17 protein-coding genes are annotated in these 19,382 nt (G+C 36.4%); all 17 read left to right on the forward strand.

Going from position 1 to position 19,382, the window contains the following annotated elements; translation table 11 throughout:
- Nucleotides 1-31: 31 nt before the first annotated feature.
- Nucleotides 32-1,648 (forward strand): bacillithiol biosynthesis cysteine-adding enzyme BshC, encoded by a 1,617-nt coding sequence (gene bshC, locus MKX53_RS05465; protein ID WP_340909722.1) that lies wholly within the window; start codon nucleotides 32-34, stop codon nucleotides 1,646-1,648.
- 400 nt (nucleotides 1,649-2,048) lie between these two features.
- A complete protein-coding gene (mraZ, locus tag MKX53_RS05470) occupies nucleotides 2,049-2,480 on the forward strand; it encodes a division/cell wall cluster transcriptional repressor MraZ (RefSeq protein WP_093535328.1) in 432 nt (143 codons plus the stop codon).
- A gap of 129 nt (nucleotides 2,481-2,609) precedes the next feature.
- Nucleotides 2,610-3,560, forward strand: a complete 951-nt coding sequence (gene rsmH, locus MKX53_RS05475) for a 16S rRNA (cytosine(1402)-N(4))-methyltransferase RsmH (protein ID WP_340909724.1) — start codon at nucleotides 2,610-2,612, stop codon at nucleotides 3,558-3,560.
- The gene (ftsL, locus tag MKX53_RS05480) at nucleotides 3,561-3,929 is read left to right on the forward strand and encodes a cell division protein FtsL (protein WP_093535324.1); all 369 of its coding nucleotides are present in this window, start codon (nucleotides 3,561-3,563) and stop codon (nucleotides 3,927-3,929) included. It begins immediately after the preceding gene.
- A gap of 35 nt (nucleotides 3,930-3,964) precedes the next feature.
- A complete protein-coding gene (locus MKX53_RS05485) occupies nucleotides 3,965-6,130 on the forward strand; it encodes a penicillin-binding transpeptidase domain-containing protein (protein WP_340909726.1) in 2,166 nt (721 codons plus the stop codon).
- A 112-nt stretch (nucleotides 6,131-6,242) separates the two neighbouring features.
- Nucleotides 6,243-8,099 carry a penicillin-binding transpeptidase domain-containing protein gene (locus MKX53_RS05490; RefSeq protein WP_340761871.1) on the forward strand — a complete coding sequence of 619 codons (1,857 nt, stop codon included), beginning with the start codon at nucleotides 6,243-6,245 and terminating at the stop codon, nucleotides 8,097-8,099.
- A gap of 46 nt (nucleotides 8,100-8,145) precedes the next feature.
- On the forward strand, nucleotides 8,146-9,117 hold the full coding sequence (mraY, locus tag MKX53_RS05495) for a phospho-N-acetylmuramoyl-pentapeptide-transferase (protein ID WP_093535322.1): 972 nt from the start codon (nucleotides 8,146-8,148) through the stop codon (nucleotides 9,115-9,117).
- A gap of 1 nt (nucleotide 9,118) precedes the next feature.
- On the forward strand, nucleotides 9,119-10,474 hold the full coding sequence (murD, locus tag MKX53_RS05500) for a UDP-N-acetylmuramoyl-L-alanine--D-glutamate ligase (RefSeq protein WP_340761873.1): 1,356 nt from the start codon (nucleotides 9,119-9,121) through the stop codon (nucleotides 10,472-10,474).
- 55 nt (nucleotides 10,475-10,529) lie between these two features.
- Nucleotides 10,530-11,585, forward strand: coding sequence for an FtsW/RodA/SpoVE family cell cycle protein (locus tag MKX53_RS05505; protein WP_322788060.1), 1,056 nt, complete (start codon nucleotides 10,530-10,532; stop codon nucleotides 11,583-11,585).
- 1 nt (nucleotide 11,586) lies between these two features.
- Nucleotides 11,587-12,384, forward strand: coding sequence for a cell division protein FtsQ/DivIB (locus tag MKX53_RS05510; protein WP_340909728.1), 798 nt, complete (start codon nucleotides 11,587-11,589; stop codon nucleotides 12,382-12,384).
- A gap of 31 nt (nucleotides 12,385-12,415) precedes the next feature.
- Nucleotides 12,416-13,087, forward strand: a complete 672-nt coding sequence (locus MKX53_RS05515) for a DUF881 domain-containing protein (protein WP_093535741.1) — start codon at nucleotides 12,416-12,418, stop codon at nucleotides 13,085-13,087.
- Nucleotides 13,088-13,165: 78 nt separating this feature from the next.
- Entirely contained in the window at nucleotides 13,166-13,891 is a 726-nt protein-coding gene (locus MKX53_RS05520; RefSeq protein ID WP_340909730.1) for a DUF881 domain-containing protein, read from the forward strand.
- Nucleotide 13,892: 1 nt separating this feature from the next.
- Entirely contained in the window at nucleotides 13,893-14,240 is a 348-nt protein-coding gene (locus tag MKX53_RS05525; protein ID WP_093535312.1) for a small basic family protein, read from the forward strand.
- Between the two features lie 103 nt (nucleotides 14,241-14,343).
- Nucleotides 14,344-15,633, forward strand: a complete 1,290-nt coding sequence (ftsA, locus tag MKX53_RS05530) for a cell division protein FtsA (RefSeq protein WP_093535310.1) — start codon at nucleotides 14,344-14,346, stop codon at nucleotides 15,631-15,633.
- Between the two features lie 42 nt (nucleotides 15,634-15,675).
- Nucleotides 15,676-16,836, forward strand: a complete 1,161-nt coding sequence (ftsZ, locus tag MKX53_RS05535; RefSeq protein WP_340909732.1) for a cell division protein FtsZ — start codon at nucleotides 15,676-15,678, stop codon at nucleotides 16,834-16,836.
- Between the two features lie 954 nt (nucleotides 16,837-17,790).
- Complete coding sequence (locus MKX53_RS05540; protein WP_340909734.1) at nucleotides 17,791-18,633, forward strand: sigma-E processing peptidase SpoIIGA; 843 nt, start codon at nucleotides 17,791-17,793, stop codon at nucleotides 18,631-18,633.
- Nucleotides 18,633-19,340, forward strand: a complete 708-nt coding sequence (gene sigE / locus MKX53_RS05545) for an RNA polymerase sporulation sigma factor SigE (RefSeq protein WP_093535304.1) — start codon at nucleotides 18,633-18,635, stop codon at nucleotides 19,338-19,340. Before MKX53_RS05540 ends, sigE begins: the two co-directional genes overlap by 1 nt.
- Nucleotides 19,341-19,382 lie beyond the last annotated feature (42 nt).

Consider the following 19,382-nt stretch of genomic DNA (forward strand, 5'->3'; position numbering starts at 1 on the left):
TGAACTTGAAAATAATAGAGGTGGAAAAAACGTGCGATTAGAGCAGTACACACAACCATTCGCTTCCTCATTTTATAAGAAATATTTGGAGGATGTAGCTAATTTATCTTCTTTCTTTCATTATGAATGGAACCAAAAGGCACTTAACAAAAGGGTTAAAGAAGCTAATTTTACTAAACATAAAAGAACTGAGCTTGCTGATGTAATTACTTCTTATATGAGTGAATATGGTATTTCCAAAAAAAGTAGTCAGCATATAAATGAACTTAAAGACAATGGGGTTGTAGTTATAGGCGGGCAGCAAGCAGGGATTCTTTCTGGACCGTTATATTCAATTCATAAAGCAATTTCGGTTATTACATTGGCAAAACAACAAAGAGAAACTCTAGGAGTACCTGTTATACCTGTTTTTTGGATTGCTGGAGAAGATCATGATATCGATGAGATAAATCATGTATACATAGATAGAAGCCGAACACTTCAAAAGCTTGTTTATCCAGAAAAGTCTCGAACGAAAAAAATTGCATCTGAAGCTACTTTTGACCACCAGTTAATAAAAGAGTATTTAGATGAAATTTTCAAAAGTTTACCCGAAACCTTATATACGAAAGATCTTAAATCTAATGTTTTAGAGCTTTTAGATAATAATTTAACGTATACAAGCTTTTTCACAGCCTTGATGAACGAACTATTTCAAGAGGAAGGTTTACTCTTAATAGACGCTGCGTATGAGCCATTAAGAAAATTGGAAAGTGATTATTTTCAACTTCAAATATTACATTCTTCAGAACTAGCTAAAGTAGTATTTGAGCATGAAGAAAAAATAGCACTTGAAGGATTTGGTACACCGATACAAGCAAAAGAGTCAGCGGCTCATTTGTTTTATGTTGAAGCAGGAGAGCGTTTCTTATTAGAAAGAGTGAACAATCAATTTGTTCATGAGGCAAAGGGAATCTCATTTACATTGGACGAGATGATGGAAATTGCAAGAGAACATCCGGAGAAGTTAAGCAATAATGTGGTAACTAGACCAATCATGCAGGAAATGGTCTTTCCAGTGCTAAGCTTTATTGCTGGACCAGGCGAGATTGCATACTGGGGCGCATTAAAAACAGCATTTGAGTTGTTTGACATGAAAATGCCAGTTCTAATGCCCCGTATTAGTATTTCGATAGTCAATGCAAATACGCAATCCTTATTAGAAAAGTTATCCTTTACGATTGAAGATGTGTGGGATGGATCTTTACAAGATGCTAAGTTGCACTATATAAATAGCAATCGTAACGAGGAAGTTCCTCGCTTGATAGAGGAAATAAAAGCAGATCTTATAGAAAAGTACGGGAAGTTGGAGCAACTTTTGATGAAAGACGGTTTGAAGTTATCTCCATTAGTACAAAAGAATTTTAAAAATCATGAAAAACAATTGAATTTTATTAATAACGCAATTGAAGATACATTCCTTAGTAAGTTAGATGCGACTACTAATCGTTATGATCGTATTAGTATGAACTTAATGCCTAACGATGGTCTTCAAGAACGAACATATACACCGATTCAATTGATGAATGAGTATGGTCCATCTCTGATTAAACAGCTCTTAAAAGTACCATATGAATTTAATGGTAAACATCACGTGATTTATTTATAATTTGTATCCCCACTTTCATTAGTGGGGATTTTTTTTCTTGTTTTACAGTTTTCCAACTAGAGAGCCCAAGATTCCAACTAAACGTGCCAGAATCCCAACTTAGGGTACCAATATTCCAACTAACGACTAAATAGAGCTTCCTTCGCTTGGATTCTTGTCACTTGCCCCCACTTTTAAGATAATTCCTTCATAATTTCACTGGAAATCGCAATAAACACAGGAACTTTTCCAAACTTTTCATGTATCAAAGTTATAGGATTTCTTTGTAGAATTTACTAGAAAACGTGTCTCAACAAGTACTAATTACACATTTTAAAGAAATATCGTCCTGTTTTTAAAAAAACGGTGGAGGAAAGTGGGGCGTTGTGGTATGTTAATGACATAAAGTGGGGTGAGTAGCATGTTCATGGGCGAATATCAACATAACGTTGATGCAAAGGGACGGTTAATAATACCATCCAAATTTCGAGAACACTTAGATGACAGTTTTGTCCTTACACGTGGTCTTGATAATTGCTTATTTGGTTATCCTATGAATGAATGGCGAAAACTCGAAGACAAACTTAAAGAACTTCCTGTAACGAAGAAAGATGCTCGAGCATTTACTCGTTTTTTCTTTTCCGGTGCAACCGAAGTAGAAATAGACAAGCAAGGGCGTATCAACATTCCGAGTAATCTCAGAAGTTATGCGAAGATGGATAAGGAATGTATCGTACTTGGAGTGTCAAATAGGCTTGAAATTTGGGCTAAAGATGCTTGGGAAAATTATTTTGTGGAGTCTGAGGATTCTTTCAATGATATTGCAGAAAATATGATTGGCTTTGATATATAACTTATCTAACTGGGTTTGTCCCGGTGGATTGCATTAAAGTCTAGACAAATGTCTTGGATTTCAGAGTTAAAGAAGTTTAACTAGGAATAAATACGCCAAGATGTATTTTATTAAGAGGAGGAGAAACGCTTGTTTCATCATACGACCGTATTACTAAAAGAAACAGTAGATGGACTAGCTATTCGTCCTAATGGGATCTATGTGGATTGCACGCTAGGCGGAGCTGGCCACAGTGAATACTTAGTACAACAGTTAAACGAAAAAGGTAGACTAATTTGCTTTGATCAAGATATGACTGCCATTGAAAATGCAAAGCTAAAACTTGCACCTTATTTAGACAAAGTTACCTTTGTCCATGCAAATTTTCGTTATCTAAAAGATGAACTTAACCAAATTGGTATTGAAAAGGTTGATGGGATTTTATATGACTTAGGTGTATCCTCTCCCCAATTAGACACACCGGAGCGAGGGTTTAGTTATAACTACGATGCCCCGTTAGATATGCGAATGGATCAAACAAGTGAGTTAACTGCTTACCATGTAGTCAATGATTGGCCATATGAAAAATTACTTAAGATATTTTTCCGTTACGGAGAAGAAAAGTTTTCTAAACAAATTGCGCGCAAAATTGAGAAGGCAAGAGAAGTTGAACCAATTGCTACCACTTTCCAACTTGTTGAGCTTATAAAAGAAGGTATTCCAGCTGCTGCTAGAAGAACGGGTGGACATCCTGCTAAACGAATTTTCCAGGCGATCCGAATTGCTGTAAATGATGAATTAGGTGCAGCAGAAGACTCACTAGAAGATGCAATTAAGCTTATAAAAGTAGGAGGAAGAGTAAGTGTTATTACCTTCCATTCCTTAGAAGATAGATTAACTAAAACAATTTTCAAAGAAGCATCTTCTTTACCAGAGTTACCACCAAATTTACCAATGATTCCAGCTGGTATGGAGCCAATGTTAAGAGTGGTTACAAGGAAACCGATAGTCCCTTCGGAAGAAGAGTTGGCAGTAAACAATCGCTCTCGTTCGGCTAAGTTACGTATTGTGGAAAAATTAATCGAAAAGGGAAGTGTCTAAATGGCTTTACGTAAACAGCAATCACAAACATACATACCACGCCCTTCTTACACTGAACAACCACAGGTACAGAAGCAGGCGAAAAAACGTAATAATCTTATTTCTAAAGGAGAAAAAATACTATTAGTCGGGTTGTTAGCAATAGTTACTGCTTTATCTGTCATGATTATTCAAACGGAAAGCGCTGTGCGAGCAACTACTACAGATATTGCACTAATGGAAAAGGAAATTGACTCTACTATAAAAAATAATACTGACTTATCAGTACAAGTAAATGAATTATCTACCTATGACCGTATTTGGAAAAAGGCGGAAGAGCTCGGTTTGAAACTGAATGAGCAAAACGTTAAGGTAGTGCCAGGACAATGAATAAGAAATTTCGTTTTCAATGGGGAGCCTTTCTAATGTTTTTATTATATGGAGGGCTCTTTTTCTTATTACTTAGTCGTTTTGTATTTATACAATATACGGGTACTGCTGAAGGTCAAGTATTATCAACGAAGGCAGAGCACAAGTATAGTAGAGAACAGGTTCTTCAAGCTAGTAGAGGGAAAATAGTTGATCGTAACGGCGAGATAATAGCGCAGGATACACTTAGCTATAAAATGATCGCTGTCATTAGCCCGAACGCTTCTAACAATAGTGGTATACAAAGGCATGTTAGTGATCCAGCTAACACGGCCAAAGTTTTAGCAAAGTATATTGATATGACAGAACAAGAGATTACTAGTTTACTAGAGAAAAGTATAAAATCCGAGAAATACCAAGTTGAATTTGGTAAAGCTGGCAGGGATATTAGCAACAAAGTTATGGAAGAGATAAAAAGCAACAAACTACCTGGAATAATTTTTATCGAAGATTTAAAAAGATTATATCCTAATGGTCAGTTTGCTTCGCATTTGATAGGTTTTGCTTTAAAGGAAGAGAAAGAAGATGGAACAGCTGAACCTGTTGGCAAAATGGGTCTTGAATATATTTACGATGAAGAGTTAACCGGCACTCCTGGGAAAGTGGAATTTAAAAGTGATACTAAAGGCTTCTTACTACCGAATGCTGAGAAGATGGTGACAGAAGCTAAAAATGGCTTAGACATCTACCTCACTTTAGATAAAACCATACAAAACTTTTTAGAAGAAGCGATGAATACGGCACAAGAAAAATATAATCCAGAACGGATTACGGCTGTTGTAGCAGATCCAAAAACTGGGGAAATATTAGCTATGTCCCAGCGCCCTTCCTTTGAACCGAATACAAGAGAAGGATTATCTACTAACTGGCTAAATGAAGTAACTGAGCAAACGATTGAGCCAGGATCTACCTTTAAGATATTCACATTAGCCGCCGCTATCGAAGAAGGGGTCTGGGCACCTAATGCTACATATAAATCGGGTTCCTATAAGATCTTTGATAGAACTATAAGGGATCATAATGTAGTAGGGTGGGGGAATATAACGTATTTAGAAGGTTTCCAACGTTCATCCAATGTTTCAATGGCGTACTTGCTTAACCAAATAGGAGAGGAAACGTTCAATGAATATATTAAACTCTTTGGATTTGGACAGAAGACGGGTATAGACCTTCCCAGCGAAGCAACTGGAATTATAGCAAATGCTGGTCCAGTTGAACGTATAACTACAACATATGGTCAGGGAACAACCGTAACACCTATACAAATGGTGCAAGGAATGACTGCTATAGCAAATGAAGGGAAGATGATGCAACCCTTTATAATTGATAAAATTGTCAATCCTAATACTAATGATGTAGTGGAGAATCATAAAGAGGTTGAAAAGAAATCTCCTATTTCTGCAGAAACTGCGCAGCAGGTAAAAGAAATATTGGCAAGTACGGTAACGTCAGAAAAAGGTACTGCCCAGAAATTTAAGTTGAATGGATATACTTCAGCAGGTAAAACTGGTACTGCTCAAATATCAAAACCTGGAGGGGGCTACTACTGGGGAAGAAATGATTTCCTCTATTCTTTCTTAGGAATGGCTCCAGTAGAGGATCCGCAGTTAATTGTTTATGTGATGGTTCATCGACCTAATTTAGAAATGACGGAAACTGGTTCTGATACAACATCCGAAATTTTCAACGCAGTGACAGAAAGAAGCTTGAAATATTTAAATATTGAGCCGGAAAACTTGGAACTTGCAAAATCAATTGAAATGCCGAATGTAGTTGGGGAAGATTTAATGGCAAGTCAAAGTAAATTGGAAGCACAAGGATTAAAGACAGTAGTTATCGGTCAGTCGGATAAGGTAGAAGAACAATATCCAGCGGCAAAAACAAGTGCTATTTCAAATAGTATAGTCTTTCTAAAGGGACAGGGTGATATTCAATTACCTGACTTTAAAGGTTGGTCGAAAAGAAATATTATGATATATAAATCGTTATCTAAGTTACCAATAGAAATTGTTGGAGAAGGTTTTGTAAATGAACAGAGCTTGACTGGAGGATCGATCGTAACTGCAGATACTCCAATCGTCGTGAAACTTGCAACTCCAGCAGAAGTAACAAATAATAAGGAAAATTTAGACGAATCACAAACTGATTTACCTCAGGACTAAATAGGGATAGAATAGTTAGTGTCATTTTCTCATAAGTTATCTAAAACGGACTAAAGGGGATTTGGCAATTTCAAAGTTAAAACAAATTGTACGTCTGCGCCTGATTTGGATTATGATTATTTTTTTGTTCGTCCTAGTTCTTCTCAAATTAGTTCAGCTTCAATTTTTCCAATTTGATGAGCTTACGACAAAGGCAAAAGAAAGCTGGGATAGAGAACTACCTTATGCTTCTCTCCGTGGGAATATTTTAGACCGTAATGGAGAAGTTATCGTAGGAAACAAGCTTGCACCGACATTATTTTATATGCCTTCTCAAAATGAGAATCCAGAGCAAGTAGCTGAAGAAATTGGTTCCTTAATAGGGATGGACAAAAGTGAGCTTTTAGAGCAAATAAACAAAAGAGCATACTTGGTGAAAATTGCACCTAAAGGAAAAAATATCTCGAGCGAGCTTGCTATGGAAATACAAGATAAGAATATTAAAGGTTTGTATGCAGGAGTCGATTATTTAAGAGACTATCCATATGGCAATATGTTATCTAGATTAATAGGTTTTACTGGTTATGATGCACAAGGGCTTGCGGGAATCGAGTACCAATATGATTCTATTTTAAAAGGTAAATCCTCTGCTGTACGAATGTTTACCGACGCAAAAGGAGTACCACTTCCACATGTGGACGATGGATGGAAAAATGGTGTAAAAGGCAATCATGTTCAGTTGACAGTGGATTTAGATATTCAGCAAGTAGTGGAACGTGAGTTATCGCAAGCTATGCAGAAATATGAAGCGACTCAAGCGATTGCGATTGTTATGAACCCCAAAAATGGTGAAATATTAGCACTTGCTTCTGCTCCTAATTTCGATCCGTCGGACTATCAAGAGGTGGATTCGACCGTTTACAATCGTAACTTACCGGTCTGGATGACTTTTGAACCTGGTTCAACTTTTAAGATTATTACATTGAGTGCGGCATTAGAAGAGAATGTAGTAGACTTACAGAATGATCACTTTCATGATAAAGGATATACCATGGTAGAAGGCTCTAGGCTTCGTTGCTGGAAAAGATCAGGACATGGAAATCAAACATTTTTAGAAGTTGTTGAAAATTCTTGCAACCCTGGTTTTATTGAGTTAGGAAATAGAGTAGGCGCAGAGAAGTTACAAGAATACATACGTAACTTTGGGTTCGGTAAATCTACAGGTTCAGGGATGGCAGGGGAATCCTCGGGTATTCTATTTAGTAAAGAGAACTTTGGACCAGTTGAACACGCCACAACCTCTTTTGGTCAAGGTATTTCAGTCACCCCTATTCAACAAGTGCAAGCTGTAGCTGCGGCAGTAAATGGTGGGTATCTATATAAGCCATTTATTGTGAAAAATACAATAGATGGTGAAACAAACGAAATCTTATCAAGTAGTGAACCAGAGATGAAGCGTCAAGTTATTAGTGAGGAAACTTCAGCCATTGTGCGAGATGCTCTGGAACATGTAGTTGCGGAGGGCTCGGGTAGAAATGCTTATCGTGATCAACTTCGAATTGGTGGCAAGACAGGTACAGCGCAAAAAGTTCAAAATGGCCGGTATATGGATGGAGAGTACATTGTATCCTTTATAGGTTTTGCACCAGCAGATAATCCAGAACTTATCGTATATGTTGCCATCGACAACCCTAAACACAGCACTCAATTCGGAGGAGTAATAGCAGCCCCTATTGTTGGTCAAATTTTGGAAGATTCACTGAAGACAAAAGGAAGCGGCACCCAGATAGAAAAAGAGTATAGATGGGGAGATGTAGAGCAAGTTCGTACACCGAACCTGGTAGGAACAAAAAGGAAGGAAATAACGTCCTATATGTATCCTTTCAATATTGTTTGGCATGGTGATGGAGACGAAATAATTTCTCAGCTGCCAAAAGAAAATGGGCTCATCCCATTAGATGGAACAATTCATGTATACACAAATAAATAAAATAGTACATTCATTAATAGTTGATCGTATTTAAGGAGATTTTTTTATGACATTGTCTACAACGGTTATTACACTTATTGTTAGTTTTATCCTTACAGTTATTCTTGCTCCAATTGTTATTCCTTATTTAAGAAGGATGAAATTTGGTCAAAGCATAAGAGAAGAAGGGCCTCAGTCGCATCAAGTAAAGGCAGGTACACCTACAATGGGAGGGCTGATTTTCTTAACCTCCATCATTATTTCAACACTTGCTCTATCCCTTTATTTTGATAAATTAACGACTCAGTCCATTGTTTTGTTAGTTATCCTAGTAGGTTTTGGTGTTATTGGATTTTTGGATGATTTTATAAAAGTCGTTTTAAAAAGAAATTTAGGCTTAACATCTATCCAGAAACTAATTGGTCAAATTATTATTGCGATCATTGCCTACTTCTTATTAAAACAAGGACCCTTTGATACAAATATAGTTATACCATTTACAGAAATGGAACTTCAATTAGGTCAATTGTATATTGCATTTCTTATCTTTTGGCTAGTTGGTTTTTCAAATGCCGTTAATTTGACAGATGGCTTAGATGGATTAGTTGCAGGAACAGCAACAGTTGCCTTTGCAGCATTTGGTGTTCTAGCACTTGCTTATGAACAGAGTGATATAGCTATTTTTACATTCTGTGTATCAGGAGCACTTTTAGGGTTTTTATTGTTCAACAAATATCCAGCAAAAGTGTTTATGGGAGATACGGGTTCTCTTGCATTAGGTGGTGCGCTAGCCATGGTATCTATTCTAGTGAAACATGAATTATTATTGCTAATTGTTGGGATTATCTTTGTAATTGAAACGTTATCGGTGATATTACAAGTGATTAGCTTTAAAACAACGGGCAAACGTATATTCAAAATGAGTCCGATTCACCATCACTTTGAATTGTCGGGTTGGAATGAACGTAAAATAGTTACTGTGTTCTGGGCAATAGGTTTCATAGCTGCAATGATTGTAGTCTGCTTGGAGGTTTTGTGAGATGAAGAAATTACCACATGTAGTTCATAAAAAAATACTTGTTTTAGGTTTGGCAAAAAGCGGTACTGCAGCAGCTGAAACGCTACATGACTTAGGAGCATTTGTTACTGTGAATGATGCTAAGCCATTCGAGCAAAATGAAAATGCTCAGTACTTGTTATCAAAAGGTTTAACTGTTATTTGTGGAAGTCATCCTGAAGATATCTTAGATGAAGGCTTTAGTTTAATCGTCAAGAATCCTGGAATACCTTATAACAATCCCGTTATTACAGAGGCAAATAAAAGAGGAATACCTGTATGGACAGAAGTAGAACTTGCCTATCGTATTAGCGATGCTCCAATGATCGGAATAACCGGTTCAAATGGAAAGACTACAACTACTACATTGATATTTGAAATGCTTGCAGCTGCCGATAAAAAGCCCAAAATAGCTGGTAATATTGGTACAGTTGCAACTACTGTTGCAAAAGAAGCGACAGCAGAGAATATTATCGTAACCGAATTATCTTCATTTCAGCTTATGGGTACAGAAGAGTTAAAGCCAAAAGTTTCTGTATTACTTAACTTATATGAAGCGCATTTAGATTACCATAAAGATTTTCAGGAATATACAGATGCTAAATTTAAAATTACCCAACAGCAAGATGCTACTGATTGGCTAGTTTATAATGGAGAACAACAAATAGTGAAAGACTATGCTCAAATGAGTAAGGCAGCCAAAATACCTTTTTATGTTAGTAGTAAGACAAAAGAGGGTATAAGTGCAGATGAGCTATACGTCTACTGGAACGGTGAACGATTATTTGAACGATCTATTATTGCGCTGAGAGGTAAGCATAATTTAGAGAATGTACTTGCTGCGACAGCGACAGCATTACTGATGAAATGTCCTATTGAAGCTATTATACAAGTATTATCAACATTCCACGGGGTTAAACATCGTACTCAATTCATCAGGGAATGGAAAGGCCGTAAATTTTATAATGACTCAAAAGCTACAAATGCACTTGCAACTAAAAGTGCTCTAGAAGGTTTTACAGAGCCAGTTATATTAATAGCAGGTGGTGTGGACCGCGGCCATTCATTTGATGAACTAATACCTTACTTAGATCGTGTGAAAGCATTAGTCCATTACGGAGCAACTAAAGATCGATTGCAAAAGTTTGGAGAAGAGCAAGGAATCTCCTCGGTAGTTAGCACAGAAACCTTAGGTGAAGCATTTAAAATAGCATTAGCGACTTCATCCGAAGGGGATATCGTATTGCTTTCACCTTCATGTGCAAGTTGGGATCAATATGAAAGCTTTGAGATTCGTGGAGATGAATTTATCGACCATGTTACATCTTTAAAAGAGTAATGAAAGGATGACCTAAACGAAAGATACAAGAAAATTTATTTTCCTATCTTCTGTATTGTTTTTATCCATCATTGGTATATTCTTTGTCCACTCAGCGGGTTCCTATTGGAGCGAAGTCCATTACAAAGGACAAATGCCATTTGCATTAAAACAAGCAGCATATCTTATTGTAGGGATAGTTGGAGCCTTCATTATTCAAAAGGCAAGTTTCATACGGTCTGATGGATTTTGGAGAGGATTATATATAGTTGCGATTCTCATGCTAATTGGCGTTTTAATCCCTGGTATTGGAGTGGTTCGAAATGGATCACAAAGTTGGATTTCTCTTGGATTTATGAATTTTCAACCAGCAGAGTTAGCTAAAATAGCAGTATTAGGAGTGTTAGCTAACTCTCTAGCAAATGTTAAAAATTCTAGAATGAAAATGTATATTCAAAGTGGCCTTTTGTTATTATTGCCAATTGGCTTTATCATGGTTCAACCAGACTTTGGTTCCGCTTTTGTATTGGTTGTTGCTGTATTCTTTTTATTGTTTGCAGCAGGACTTCCGTTCAAGTTCTTTCTTTGGATAGGTATGAGTGGCATTATTGCTTTTGTACTGCTAATTGTTTCTGCTCCATACCGACTTGTGCGAATACAAGCCTTTCTAGATCCTTGGAATGACCCACTGGGATCAGGATTTCAAGCAATACAATCATTGCTTGCCATAGGTCCAGCTGGATTATTTGGTTTTGGGTATGGAAATAGCCGCCAGAAGTTTTTGTATTTGCCTGAACCACAAAATGATTTCATCTTTTCTATTTTGTTGGAGGAGTCAGGTTTCATCGGTGGGTTCATAATCGTATTAGCATTTTTAACGTTTTTTTCAACCAGTTTTTCGATGGCTGCGCGTGCAAAAACACGTGAACGTCAGTTAATGATTATTGGATTTACCTCTCTATTAGCAGTACAAACATTTTTAAATATGGGGGTAGTTACAGGTCTATTGCCAGTGACTGGGGTAACCTTGCCATTCATCAGTTATGGAGGATCTTCGTTAGTGATGACCTGGGGGATTATTGGAATTATTTTAAACTTAGCTCAAGAAACTGAAAAAGAAGGGAGGCGGTAGAATGGAAAAAATCATCGATATTGAAGATCGTATACCTACCTTAAAAGAACGCAGAAGACGTAGAACAAATAAAAAATTTTCCATTCTACTTTTTCTCTTTGTTACTACGTTATTAATAGTTTTATATTTTCAATCCTCTTATAGTCAGGTTCAAAAGATTACAGTGGACGGTGAAAAACTAGTACCTAAAGAATTGTACATAGAGGAGAGTACCTTGAATATTGGCGAGTCGATGTGGAGTTTTAATGAAAGTAAAATTGAAAACCTCTTGGCTAAGAACGCATGGGTAGAATCAGTACAAGTTAAGCGAAAGTGGTTAACAGCCGTTCATATTCAAGTTAATGAGTTTCATCAAATAGGTTATTTAGAGGATGGAGATTTTCTTCATATAATTTTAGAAAATGGACAGATTATTAAAACAGATGGACAAGTTTTACCAAAGGATGGACCTATCTTTTCAGGTTTTGACAATGAAAAAAACCGTTTGAGGATGATAAAAGAATTAAAATTATTGGACAGCGAAGTGTTAACAGGTATTTCTCAAATTAAATATGCACCAACTGAAAATGATGCATACTCTATCCTAGTATTTATGAATGATGGAAATGAAGTTAAGGCGATCATTCCATCATTCGGAGAAAAAATGAATTTTTATCCTTCCATTGTTTCTCAGCTAAATCCCGAAGTGAAGGGTGTTATTGATTTGGAAGTAGGGACATTTTTCCAACCATTTAAAGATGTGTATAATGTACCAGTAGAAGAGGAGGTTGTGGAAAGTGAAGAAGACCAAACTCCTTAAAGTACCATCTAGAGGGCTTATTACTATATCGATGGTAAGTTTAGTGTTAGGATTTATACTTGCATATTCGTATAGTATCTCATCTGAAGACAACGAAAAAAACGCTTCAAATCTCTCGAATTTCCAAGAACAAGAAAAGTATAGAGAAAAATTAGTGGAACAAAAAGAACGCAATAAAGAGCTAACAGAAGAAATTACTGATAAGCAACAAAAAATCCGTGCTTTTGAACATTCTTTTGTAGAGAGTGAAGAAAGTGTAGAAGAATTAGTAGAGGAAGCAGAAATACTTCGATTATTGATTGGAGATATTCCCTCACAAGGAAAAGGTATTACTGTTTCATTGGAAGACGGAGCTTATAATCCTTCTCAAGAAAATCCAAATGACTATATAGTACATGAAAGTCACGTATTTAAAGTGATTAATGAGCTTAAAATATCTGGTGCAGAAGCTATATCTATTAATGGCCAAAGACTTCATGCAAACTCTTATATAAGATGTACAGGCCCAGTGATTGTAGTAGATGGAAAGACCTTTCCAGCACCATTTACGATTGAAGCAGTAGGAGATCCGAAAGTATTGCTTTCTTCCGTAAATCTAGGAGGAGGTGTTGTTGACCAACTTACTAGTGATAATATAGTGGTGACTGTAGGAGAAAAGGATTTAATAACAATGCCTGCTTTACGTGAAGATGATTATAGCTAACTAATATAGTAATGCTACTCAACTGGGTGAGGTTTCTTCAATACTCACTGGTAGTAAAACGGGATATAAGGAGGCCGAATGATGAGAAAAACCGTCTATATTCGGTTTACTATAGTTTTGTTAATAATTGGCTTTATGTTAGCGATACAATTTAACACAGTTCAAAATCCTGAAACAAGAGATACACGAGATATATGGGCTATTCGTCAAGAATTATCCAAAGAAACCGAAACACATTCAGAGTTACTTTCGGAAATTTATGTATTAGATCAAACAATCTTGAAATATGGAAACATGGTAAGCGAAAGTGCTGAACTTGCTTTAGAGGATACAGTAGAACAATTAAAAAAAGATATAGGTCTGGTTGAACATACTGGTCCAGGAATTATTATTAAAGTGGAGCCATCCTTAGAAAGCGTAGCACTTGGACAACCTGTGGAAGGTATTTCACCAGATTTGCTCATCCGACTTATCAATGAAATCAATCGTTTTAAAGCAAATGATATTGAAGTGGATGGTAAACGAATTATCTATTCTTCCCCAATTAGAGATGTAAATGGTAAAACAACAGTGAATAATATACCAGTAAGAAATGCACCATTTACTATTAAAATTGGAACCTCTACTTTTGAGGATGCGCAAAAAATGTATAATCAGTTAGAGGCCTCCACAATCGGAGATGACTTTTATATTGATAATTTAAAACTGAAGATTGGTAAGCCCGAGCAAAATATCACGATTTCCTCTTATGACCAAGCTCTGAATAACCAATTCTTAAAAGAAGTACCGGAAGGGGAGTCATGAAATGTGGTTGCCATTATTAGGGCTGATACTTGGGATTTCCCTCGGTTTATTAACGGAAATACAAATCCCTGAAATATATGAAAGCTATTTGTCTATAGCGGTATTGGCAGCACTTGATACTCTATTCGGAGGCATACGTGCACATCTACAGCATGTCTATGATGACAAAGTATTCGTTTCAGGATTTTTCTTCAATATAGCCCTAGCTGCAGCTTTAGCATTTTTAGGTGTACACCTAGGGATAGATTTATACCTAGCGGCGATTTTTGCGTTTGGTGTACGATTATTTCAGAATATAGCAGTTATCCGTCGAATTTTGCTCACAAAATGGTCAGAAAGAAAAAATTAATAAATTATTAGGTTTAAATTGACTATTTCTTTAGAAAATTTTAGACTTTATACTATTTTTACACTAGAATAATAAATAAAGAGTTCTTAGGAGGTGCCACGGGTTGAATCAATCAGAATTATACGTATCACTAGATATTGGGTCGTCTTCCATTAAGGTCTTAATCGGCGAAATGAATGAAGACTCGCTGCACGTAATAGGTGTTGGAAATGTAAAATCTAACGGAATTAGAAAAGGCACCATCGTAGATATAGATGCAACAGTTCAATCAATTAAAAAAGCGGTAAGTGAAGCCGAAAGAATGATCGGTATGTCTATTAATGAAATTGTATTAGGTATTCCGGCAAATATGGCCAATATACAAAATGTTAAGGGAGTAGTGGCTGTTAATCGTGATGATAGAGAAATAACTGATGGTGACTTAGAACGTGTTATAGAGTCAGCTCAAGTTATGTCTATTCCTCCTGAGAGAGAGCTTATTAATATAGCACCAAAACAATTCATCGTCGATCACTTAGAAGAAATTAAGGATCCACGTGGAATGATCGGGACGCGTTTGGAGCTTGACGGTATTATGATGACTACATCCAAAACAATTTTACATAACGTGTTAAGATGTGTGGAAAGAGCTGGCCTTCAAATAAGAGAGATTTACTTACAGCCTTTAGCTGGTGGCCACTTTGCATTAACGGAAGACGAAAAAAATCATGGGACAGCTTATATCGATATAGGTGGTGGTTCGACGACGATTGCTATTTTCAATGAAGGCCATTTAGTCAGCACTTCCGTTATTCCAGTTGGCGGTGACCATATTACAAAAGACTTATCGATTGTCTTAAAAACACCAACTGAACAAGCTGAAATGATTAAACTAAAATATGGACATGCTTTCTATGATGATGCTTCAGATGATGAACTATTTGAAGTCCCAGTAATAGGTGCAGATATGAAAGAACAATACTCACAACGTTATATTGCGGAAATCATTGGAGTTCGACTAGAAGAATTATTTGAAATGGTTCTAGAAGAATTTTATCGACTTGGGTTACAAGACTTACCAGGCGGAGTAGTCATTACTGGTGGAGTTTCTAAACTAGAAGGCTTAGGACAGTTAGCAAGACATATCCTTCAAACAAGAGTGAGACTATATACTCCGGATTATATTGGGGTTCGAGAACCTCAATATACAACTGCAGTTGGTCTTATAAGATATGCCTATAAAGAAGATCTTTTCTATGGTAAAATTGGTGATAGCCATGCGTTAGCGCATTCGGTTTCAAATGAAGCAGTTGCCGTTTCTAAAAAACAAAAACAGTCTGCTCAATCGACTAATGAACACAAGGATAGCGCCATGACAAAAGCAAAGAGATTTTTTGACAAGTTTTTTGAATAACAAACCATTTATCATAGCAGTTAGAACATAGGAGGCAATAGCATGTTAGAATTTGAAACAAATGAAGATCAATTAGCGATCATTAAAGTTATTGGAGTAGGTGGTGGCGGTAATAACGCTGTAAATCGTATGATTGAACATGGTGTTCAAGGTGTAGATTTTATCGCTGTTAATACGGATGCGCAAGCACTCAATATGTCAAAAGCCGAAGTGAAATTACAAATTGGTGGAAAACTAACTCGTGGACTTGGTGCAGGAGCAAACCCTGAAGTCGGGAAAAAAGCAGCTGAAGAAAGTAAAGAGTTAATCGAGGAAGCTCTTAGAGGAGCGGATATGGTATTCGTAACAGCCGGTATGGGTGGCGGTACTGGAACTGGTGCAGCACCAGTTATTGCTCAAATCGCACGTGATTTAGGGGCATTAACAGTAGGTGTTGTAACACGTCCATTTACTTTTGAGGGGCGTAAACGTGCTACTCAAGCAGTAGGCGGAATTAGTATGATGAAAGAATCAGTAGACACATTAATCGTCATTCCAAATGATCGTTTATTAGAAATCGTTGATAAAAACACGCCAATGCTAGAAGCATTCAGAGAAGCTGATAATGTTTTACGTCAAGGGGTTCAAGGTATTTCTGATTTGATCGCTGTACCTGGTCTTATCAATCTTGACTTTGCAGATGTTAAAACTATTATGTCTAACAAAGGTGCTGCTCTGATGGGTATTGGTATTTCTGCAGGAGAAAATCGTGCAGCTGAAGCGGCGAAAAAGGCTATTTCAAGTCCACTGCTTGAAACTTCAATAGACGGTGCGACAGGAGTCTTGATGAATATTACTGGTGGATCTAACTTAAGTCTATTTGAAGTGCAAGAAGCAGCCGATATTGTTGCCTCTGCATCCGATGAAGAAGTTAATATGATCTTCGGTTCGGTTATTAATGATAACTTAAAAGATGAAATAGTTGTAACAGTAATTGCAACAGGATTCAATGAAGAGTTAGTCACACAAAAACAACCGCGTAGCACAGGATTTGGTGGAAACAGAGCACCGCAACAACCAACAACAGCACCTATTAGAGAACAACGTAAAGAAGAAGTGCCGCAACAACAAGCGCCTCAACAAGAACGTCATGTTTCTCATAACCAACAAGAGGATGCGTTAGATATCCCAACTTTCTTAAGAAATCGTCAACGCAGAAACTAACTAAAATGCAAAAAGCAATCACTTCGGTGGTTGCTTTTTTTTGAGTAAGTATATAAAAAGCTATCGTTAATACTGGGTTCATGATAACTTTTTTGAATGGATTATCCTGCTGATTTCCGTTTCAGGTGGGGTTCAAAGGCTAAGAGCGCCACATCGTGTGGCAATGCCTTCGTGACCAACATCTTTTTGGCCTCCGTGGGGTGAGCGATGAGCTATCACCGTCGCTAACGCATCGATGTGATAGCTCATCTGTCTCACTCTCCCACTGGAGTCGCCACCTTCCACTGTAATCAAAATATAGGTAGTACTCCACTATAAGGATATAGCAATGTTTTTCGCTTAGATGATCAGATTGGTCAAAAATAGAAAGTAACCAATTATTTGTAATCGCTTTTGAACTATAAATACTATTATCCAAAGAAGGATGAAGAAAGTAGATTTTCTTTCATACTGGTGGAAATTAAGAGAAATAATAAGTGTTCATTATGTAAAACAGAATAAATAGCGAACGAAATTACATCTTCGAGAGCTTTCTCTATTAATAGTTAGTATTTTTTCTCTAGTTATCCAAAACCGAACTAACCTGTTTCTAAAAGTTGTAGGAGGGCGGCGGAAAGACAAATGCCATAAGATTACTGAGAAAAGGGATGGTGTTCGTGACGTCAGTCACGAACACCATCTTAAAAAAATCAATCGGTAATCATACAGCAAATCTTCTGTCCAAAGCACTCCAGAAACGATAGAAACAGGTTTTTACCTTCAATGACCGTGTATCTTTTGCCCGGTGTTTCTTATGCATTACACAGATGGAGGATATAAAATTTACACGACTTTTTGTTAAATCACAATTTTTCCTAGTTATTATTATGTCGTAAAAAAAGAACGTTTTTGAACGGTCTTTTGACAAATTTCTTACACTTTAGATGCTAAGCTTTAATCAAAAGGAGGGAAGTTATGTATGCGGAAGTAATGATTGTAACCAATACTTTTTTCAATTACACCGTTTTAGCATTTGCCAATAAGATTGGGTGGATTGAAAATCAGAAAAGGTATTTATTTCTTTCTGCTCTAACAGCTGGAGTAATAACAGTCGTTTTCTCTCATTCTTTATTCGCAATATTTTTATCGTTTTTTGTAATGATTTCAATCGCTTTTTGGAAAAAACGTTCACAGATAATTAAAGCAATTATATTAACATTACTTGCTAGTGTCTTTGCTGGAGGATTGCTTACAGCTATCGCACCTTTGTATGACAATAGTGGTAATTTGTTTATGATTATTAATTTTGCCTTAATAGCGACTGGTGGTTTATATTTTTTGACAAAAAATATATTGCATTTAAATATAGCAAATTCCGAAAGAGAGCTATTATATTCATCCAACGTTACGTTATTTGGAGTTTCTCAAGAATTAACCCTTTTTATAGATTCGGGAAATGTCTGTACAGAACCATTATCCAATGATCCTGTTCATTTTGTAGCGGCAGAAATGTTGCAAGAGATATTACCATATGAGTTATTTAAAGAAATTAGTGAATGGGAGTTTGACGGAAGTGCTAGTTTGGACAAGATACCAAAAGAGTATGTTAGCAAATTACGATTAATACCAATTGCAACGATACAAAAACATAAAACATGGGTTATTGGTATCAAGTATGATCAGTGGTTGGTTGACGGTCAACCGTTACCTAAAGGATATATTGTGATGACGAAAGCGAAAGAAAAATTTCCACATGAGGCGGATGGAATACTGCAAAGTTCCTCATATTTTCATTTGAAGAAAAGGAGTGTAGGCTAATGCTGATGAAATGGTTCCGTAAAGTTTATTATTGGGTCCTATCTTTTAGACGAAAAAGTGTACATTATATTGGAGGCAATGAATCATTACCTAAACCATTATCGAGAGAAGAAGAAAGAGAAATGTTACTCGCATTTATGGATGGCGATGATCATGCAAGAGATGTATTAATTGAAAGAAACTTAAGGTTAGTTGTTTATATAGCGAGAAGATTTGATCAAACTAATACAAATATAGAAGATCTTATAAGTATTGGTTCTATAGGTCTTATAAAGGCAGTAGAAACATTTAATCTAGATAAAGGTATCAAGCTTGCCACTTATGCTTCTAGATGTATAGAGAACGAAATTTTAATGCATTTACGAAAGACGAACCGTATGAAGTCAGAGGTTTCTTTTGATGAACCTTTAAATTCGGATTCAGATGGCAATGAACTATTATTATCAGATATTTTAGGAACTAGTGAGGATTTAATCATTGAAGATGTGGAAAAAAAACTAGAGCGCCAACATGTGTTCGAAGCAATAAATTTACTTGGAAATAGAGAAAAATATATAATGCAATGTCGGTTTGGGTTAAACGGCAAGGAAGAAATGACTCAAAAAGAAGTGGCCGATCATTTAGGTATTTCACAATCATATATATCCCGATTAGAAAAGAAAATAATATTGGATTTAAAGGAGCTCTTAAACGAACCTATTGCTTAATGGGTGAAATTGGATAGTATCATAAAGAATAATCTTACCTAT

Origin of the sequence: Psychrobacillus sp. FSL K6-4615 (assembly GCF_038008225.1) — a bacterium.
Lineage (GTDB): Bacteria > Bacillota > Bacilli > Bacillales_A > Planococcaceae > Psychrobacillus > Psychrobacillus psychrotolerans.